This window comes from Flavobacterium sp. (genome assembly GCF_031363805.1).
Lineage (GTDB): Bacteria > Bacteroidota > Bacteroidia > Flavobacteriales > Flavobacteriaceae > Flavobacterium.
Map to the genome: position 1 here is coordinate 1 of NZ_JANLVD010000195.1, position 6,718 is coordinate 6,718.

The 6,718-nt window shown below is 30.5% G+C and carries 5 protein-coding genes, 1 tRNA gene and 1 pseudogene; 3 read left to right on the forward strand and 4 right to left on the reverse strand.

The genetic code is table 11. From position 1 onward, the window contains the following. Positions 1 to 196: 196 nt before the first annotated feature. Positions 197 to 2,671 carry a DUF5916 domain-containing protein gene (locus tag RMN92_RS10495; protein WP_309609399.1) on the reverse strand — a complete coding sequence of 825 codons (2,475 nt, stop codon included), beginning with the start codon at positions 2,669 to 2,671 and terminating at the stop codon, positions 197 to 199. A 194-nt stretch (positions 2,672 to 2,865) separates the two neighbouring features. Between RMN92_RS10495 and RMN92_RS10500 the strand changes: the two genes are divergently transcribed. After that, entirely contained in the window at positions 2,866 to 3,573 is a 708-nt protein-coding gene (locus tag RMN92_RS10500) for a murein L,D-transpeptidase catalytic domain family protein (RefSeq protein WP_309609400.1), read from the forward strand. Here RMN92_RS10500 and RMN92_RS10505 read toward each other — a convergent pair. Together RMN92_RS10505 and RMN92_RS10510 are read right to left on the reverse strand one after the other, a co-directional pair. Further along, positions 3,517 to 5,070: a L,D-transpeptidase family protein gene (locus RMN92_RS10505; RefSeq protein ID WP_309609401.1), complete on the reverse strand. Its 1,554-nt coding sequence runs from the start codon at positions 5,068 to 5,070 to the stop codon at positions 3,517 to 3,519. The two genes, RMN92_RS10500 and RMN92_RS10505, sit on opposite strands and share 57 nt — an antisense overlap. Before the next feature lie 3 nt (positions 5,071 to 5,073). Then, positions 5,074 to 5,514 (reverse strand): GNAT family N-acetyltransferase, encoded by a 441-nt coding sequence (locus tag RMN92_RS10510; protein ID WP_309609402.1) that lies wholly within the window; start codon positions 5,512 to 5,514, stop codon positions 5,074 to 5,076. 167 nt (positions 5,515 to 5,681) lie between these two features. On the opposite strand from RMN92_RS10510, the gene RMN92_RS10515 reads away from it, so the two are divergent. Further along, positions 5,682 to 5,754, forward strand: a tRNA-Gly gene (locus RMN92_RS10515). A gap of 35 nt (positions 5,755 to 5,789) precedes the next feature. On the opposite strand, the gene RMN92_RS10520 is transcribed toward RMN92_RS10515, so the two are convergent. Next, the gene (locus RMN92_RS10520; protein WP_309609403.1) at positions 5,790 to 6,431 is read right to left on the reverse strand and encodes an O-methyltransferase; all 642 of its coding nucleotides are present in this window, start codon (positions 6,429 to 6,431) and stop codon (positions 5,790 to 5,792) included. A 60-nt stretch (positions 6,432 to 6,491) separates the two neighbouring features. Here RMN92_RS10520 and RMN92_RS10525 point away from each other — a divergent pair. After that, positions 6,492 to 6,718, forward strand: a pseudogene (locus RMN92_RS10525) (23S rRNA (adenine(2503)-C(2))-methyltransferase RlmN); the annotation flags it as partial.

Below are 6,718 nucleotides of genomic sequence, written 5' to 3' on the forward strand. Positions count from 1 at the left end.
TATTGTTGCTAGTATACAAAGTTACAACGTTTTTTGTTTTTAGCCCTGACAGAAGTGGAAAGCTTTTTTGAGCAAATGGTTATTTTTTTCTTGAATTGCAAAAGCGACCAAAGGAAGCTCTTTGCAATTTTTAGAAAAAAACACCATGGCGAAAAAAACTTGAAACGAATGGCGGGATTGGCTCCAAATTCAAAAATTAAAACCAGTTCTTCGCTTGGTTATAATCGATAAAATATTTAATACTTATTGAAAATGTGTGACTTAGCACTTCGTTGTTTATTAAGTTGGTATAATTTTTAATGTAGTTTTTATTGATATCTGAAATTTCATTGAATGAATTATTTCGATATAAAATTGACACTTGACTGCCCGGAACAAACCACCAAGTGTAACTTAAATCCAAATTCCAAGTACTGAAATCTTGATTTAAATTTTTTACTGTTCCTGTGTAAGGTGTAAATCTGCCATCGTTTTGTAGCAATAAAAAGCTTTTATTTTCTGAATATGACCAATAATGTATGGCAGAAAGATTAAAATTCATGTTACTATTTACAGAATATTTTGTGGTGAGTGTATTGGTGTGGGAAATTATATTACGATTTGCTATGATAATATCGACTGGAGTTAAATCATTATTGTCTGTATTTATTTTGGTTCCAAAACCTTTGTTGTTGCGGTTTCTTGAATAGTTGTATTTATAAATGAATGATATTTTATCATTAATTCTATATCGTGGACTTAAAGATAAATTGATTGCATTCCTGCCTTTTTGATCTGACCAACTGACATTTGAATCAACATCGTAAGCAAATTTATTGTTGTAATTTGAGGAATAATAACCTCCAAATCCTATTCTTTTGGGTTGAATAAAATATCTTCCAGTGGTTCTTGGTTCATAATAATCTGTGGTTTCTACTGGATTTGAATTGACATTCATGCCGTAAGCATTGTTTTTCTTGCTTCCTATGTTGAGGTTTATGTTTAGATTGCTAGTTTGTATTTTTCCAGTTTCTAATTGAAATTCATTATAGAAATTTGTATTTAAATTGAATCTATTGAACTGTTTGTTTGGACTTAAAATACGATAACTTCCATTGGCATACAAGCTGTAAAAGTTGGTTTGAAAGTTAATTCCTAAATCGTTGTTATCGAATTTTTTGGTTAAAATATCTGAACCAATTCCATACCTATATTTTCCGCTGGTTTTGTTAATTTCTAAATAAGAACTAATTCCATTTTTATCTTGATTGGGATTGTTTACATGGCTGTATTTGAAATTTCCTTGCATATTGAAGGTATTTGCTTTTGTATTCAAATCCCAAATTAAAGCAGATACATTGGCATCGCGGAAACTTCCATTTCTGGTTACGTTGGTATTTATAAACGAAAATGATGAATTTTTATTAAATCTTTGGTCGAAAACTAAAATGTTATAATTGGCGAGTGGCTCTATAATTTGTCGTCTAGATTGTCCAGTTATTGTATCTAAAATCGTAGCATAAGTATTCTCGGTGACAGCATTTAAGACTCCAATTCCAAGTCCATCTTTGGTTCTGCCAGATACTTTTAAAGCATTTAATAATCCAACTGTTGCTGGTGTTTCAGATACTTTTTCATTTATTTCCAAATTGGCTCTTCCACTGGGCCTGCCACCAATTCTTCTGGAATAAAATAAATTTCCTTTGCTAAATAAATCTGTGCCTTCGGTAAAAAAAGATCTATTTTCATTAAATTGTTGTTCGAATGGACCAAGATTCAAAATTTTTTGGTCTACAGCGGTTTGCCCAAAATCTGGAATTAAAATAACATCTAGCGTGAAAGCATCGTTAATACCGTATTTTAAATCAAGCCCACCTTTAAGTGTTCCTTTGGTTTTATTTTGTGCATCTGCATTTAAATAAAAGGATGAATATGGCAGAAAAAACAGTCGAGTAGGCGTTTTTATATTTTCTATTCCTTCTAGAATTCCTGCTTGTTGAATAAATGTTCTAATTTTTGGATCTATAAATGTCCAAGTATATTTTTGACGATCTCGACGTACTTCTCGCATAAAATTTAAACCCCAAGTTTGCTTATTTTCTGGAGAAAAGCGCAATGCAGCATATGGAATTTTGATTTCTGCTACCCATCCAAAATCTGTAATTTTAGTTTGGCTTTCCCAAATGGCATCCCAAGAATAATCTTCGCCTTGATTATCACTTGCTTGACAATCGGCCTGACCATTGGAGGCTGATACTATGAATCTAAAATCTTGTTGTCCATCGTTGAAACCATTAATAAAAATTCCAAAGAAATCTGCTGCACCAATATTATCTCTTTGTACAAATTCTTTTAAAATTTTGCTCGGATTTTCATCGTACATAACTGCACTAATGTAAATAGCATTGTTATCATACAATATTTTCACCTCTGTTTTTCTGTTTTGGGGAATTGGATTTCCATTGTCTGGTTCGAAAGAAATAAAGTCACTTGCCATTTCAACGGATTTCCATGCGCTTTCGTCGATTACACCATCAATTTTTATATTTTCTGTAGTTAAAGATGTTTTTAACACTTTTTTTGATACTAAACCTCTTTTTTCTGCGTTAATACTATCCAATTTAGTATTATTTTGAGCATTTGAAATACAAAATGTTATTAAAATCGTAATTAAGAGGAAACGTTGAGACATATTTTTGTTTTTGGAAACAAATTTAATATTATTGCTGGGATGACTTGTATTTTAAGGAATTTTTAACAATCATTAAAATACACCAAATCGACCAAATGTAAAAATTAACGTTAAAATGCAAAAAAATTTGGTTTATAATATTTTTTGTTATTTATTTGTTTCATAGAATTAATACCACAATTAAAAGATTATCAATGATTTACAAATTTTTACCACTTCTACTACTATTTTTCATGTCTTTTGCTCCAAAAGATATTGATAACCATGATCCCATATTAATTGCTAGCGCAAATTCAAATAATTTGCTGGCTAAAATAGAAATTGTCTACAAATCTTTGAATTCGAATAATTTTGCAATTCCAGAAATAAACTGTTTTAAGAAAGCAATGGTTGGGTATTATTCTCTAAAACAAAAAGGCATTGTTCAAAAAGATATATTGACAATAATTGATTTTAGCCTTTCATCTACCAAAAAAAGACTTTGGGTTATAGATTTGTCAAATAATATGATATTGTATAATTCCTTAGTTTCTCACGGTATGAATTCTGGTGGCGAATTTGCCAACACTTTTTCAAACTCACCAAGTTCAAATAAAAGCAGTTTAGGATTTTACACCACTGGCGAAACTTATAATGGAAAGCATGGACTTTCTTTAAAATTGGACGGTCAAGAAAGAGGAATTAATCACAATGCTAGATCCAGAGCGGTAGTTATTCATGGAGCAGATTATGCGAATCCATCAATTCTAAAATCTCAAAATTATTTGGGTAGAAGTCAAGGTTGTCCAGCAATTCCTGAAGCTTTAAAAGCCGAGATAATTAAAACAATAAAAAATAAATCTTGTTTATTTATTTACCACCCGAACAGGAGTTATGACATTGCCTCGAAATTGGTTGCTTAATCGCAAAAATAATTCTTGGTCATAATTGTAAATATCGTTTCTAAACTGTAAAAGACCATCTTCATACCAAGCTGTAAAATATAAAATGTGCACATCAATTTCTTCTTGTATTTTTACTGTTTTGGTTTTTTTAAAAAATACAATTGAATCAATTTTTGAAGTTGTGTAACCTTCTTTATTGTACAATAAATACTCTGCAAGTTGCAATGGATTTTCAACACGAACGCATCCTGAACTTAAAGATCTCATGTTTTTTACAAATAAATCTCGGTGATTTGTATCATGCAAATAGACTGAATGGTTGTTTGGAAAGTTTATTTTCACATTTCCAAGCGCATTGTTTTCTCCTGGACTTTGTACGTATTTATAGTCTTCGGCATTTCCAGAACGCCAATCGCCAATACTTACTTCTTTTCCTTTTTTGTTAAAAATAGTTATATTTCTGTTGGTAATGTATTTTCTGTTTTTAATAGTTCCAGGAATTAAATCCTCTTTTAAAATAGTTGGAGGAACAGTCCAAGTTGGATTAAAAACTATATTGTCAATTTTTGATGATAATATGGGCGTTTTCCTTTTCTCGGTTCCAACTACGACATTGAAAGTTTTTGTAGTATCCGTATTTTGAACAGTGTGGAGCTTAAAATTGGGTATGTTTACAACAACGTGGTTGATGCCTAAATCTCTCGGAAACCATCTCCAACGCTCCAAATTGACAATAATTTGTTGTCTTCTTTGTTCTTTTGTGAAATTTAATGCTGAAATAGTTCCTTTTCCAATTACACCATCGGCTTCCAAGCCATGTCTGGATTGAAACTGTTTTAATGCAATTTGTAATGGTTCGTCGTACAGGTTGCTCAAGGTATCATTTTTACTCAAATCGTTCCAATATTGAAGTCTTTTCTTGATAGAAATAATGGTTTTGCTTTTAGCTCCAAATTTTAATTTTTCTGAAGTTACAATTGGTTTTGATTCGTCTTTTGGAAGCATGCTCAAAATAACCAAAGCAGTTTTTAAACTTTTATATATATTTTGTTTTGGTTTGCAACTTTCAATAGTTTCCTCAATGGATTTATTTTGAAGAGCATTTGTTACTAATGAATCAGCATTTATTTTATTCCTTTTTATATCCCAATCAATGTAAATTTCTTTGGGTTTAATTTTGCCATTTGACAAGTGCGAAATATATTTGGAAAATGACAATGAAAGTTGTTTTTCGTATTTTTCGATGTCTGTTTCAGAAAGCGCATCATATTTTTCCTCAAAAGCAACTAATTTGGAATAAGAATAATCTTCTGGAAAAAGCCCTTCAAGAATTGAGCTTCGAATGGATTTTATTAATTCTTCACGATTTTTTTTGTTTTTCCAGTCTTTAGAAATTACTGGATTTATTTTTTCAGCAAGATTAATTTTAGCGCTATGATTTAGCTCAGTATTAGTATTATTACCACAACCAATGTAAACAAAAATGCAAAAAAGAATAGGTAATAATGATTTCATAAGCTATTGTAAATATTTATACATAATATAATGAACACCAATATTTTCAATGATAAATGGTGTTTCGATAATTGAATAATCTAGATTTTTGTAAAAACCAACTGCAGTTTCTCTAGCGTTAAACCAAATTAATGAAGCTTTTTTAATAGTAGCGTGATTTTCACATTCCAACATCAATAATTTACCATACCCTTTTTTTTGATGCTCCTCTAAAATAGCCATTCCTCTAATTTGCAATTGATTTTCTGAGGTAAAATTAGCATTTTTATTTTCAAAAACAGAAATTATTCCTACTATTTCTTTGTCAAAAAACATGCCAAAATGTTTCGCAGTAATTAAATCATCGCCTACAAAAATACAATTATTCAACGATTTGCCTTGTCTCAAAACTGCTTGACGCACTTTAAGAGTATCTTTTGATGTTATTATTTTAATTTCTAACATTTTTTTAATTCTGCTTTTGGTTTAATATTTGATGTAAATGTCTAACTGTAAATTATTTGAGATAGCTAATTTTCTTTGTTCATAATCAATAGAAATAAAAAATAATTTTTTCATAAAAAAGTTTGCAAGTAAATAAAGTTATTCTTTATATTTGCACCTCAATAAATGCGAAAGTAGCTCAGTTGGTAGAGCTCCAGCCTTCCAAGCTGGTTGTCGCGAGTTCGAGCCTCGTCTTTCGCTCTGAAATCCTCAAACTATGTTTGGGGATTTTTTATTTAAAGCACTCTACTGACTGTTAAACCATCTCTAATTGGTAATAAAACAGTTTCTACTCTATTGTCATTTTTTAAAATCTGATTGTATTCTAACAAAATTTTGGTACTCAAATCATTTGGTTCAAGAGTTTGCACTACTTTTCCAGACCATAATACATTGTCTGATAAAATAATGCCACCTTTGTTCATTCTAGGTAAAATTAAATGAAAATAATTGATGTAATTATCTTTATCAGCATCAATAAAAACCAAATCAAATTTGAAATTTAAAGTCGGAATAATATTGACAGCTTCACCCAAATGTTGAAAAATTTGTTTTCCCCAACGCGATTTGTCAAAATATTTCCGTTGAAAATCCACCAATTCTTCCTTGATATCTATAGTGTGCAAAATACCGTTTTCTTGCATTCCTTCACACAGGCAAAGCGCAGAATAACCAGTATAAGTGCCAATTTCTAGAATATTTATAGGACGAATTAATTTGGATAACATACTCAAAACTCGTCCTTGAAAACGACCGCTTAGCATTCTGGGCAACAATATTTTTTGATAAGTTTCTTTGTTTAATTGAGCCAATAATTCAGGCTCATTTTCTGAATGTTGCTCAATATATTCTTCTAAATCTTCTGACAGAAAGTGCATAAAATTATTTTTAGCAAATATACAAATTACCAAATCAACAAAATAACCTAAATTTGCACCATGCAAATCGAGAAAAAAGACATCAGATCATTATCTAAAGACCAATTGCGAGATTTTTTTACATCAAATGAAGATAAATCATTTCGTGGTAATCAAGTTTATGAATGGTTGTGGAGCAAAGGTGCTCATAGTTTTGACGATATGACCAATTTGTCCAAAGCAACTCGAACCATGCTAGAGGAGAATTTTGTAATAAACCATATCAAAGTCGATACGATGCAACGAAG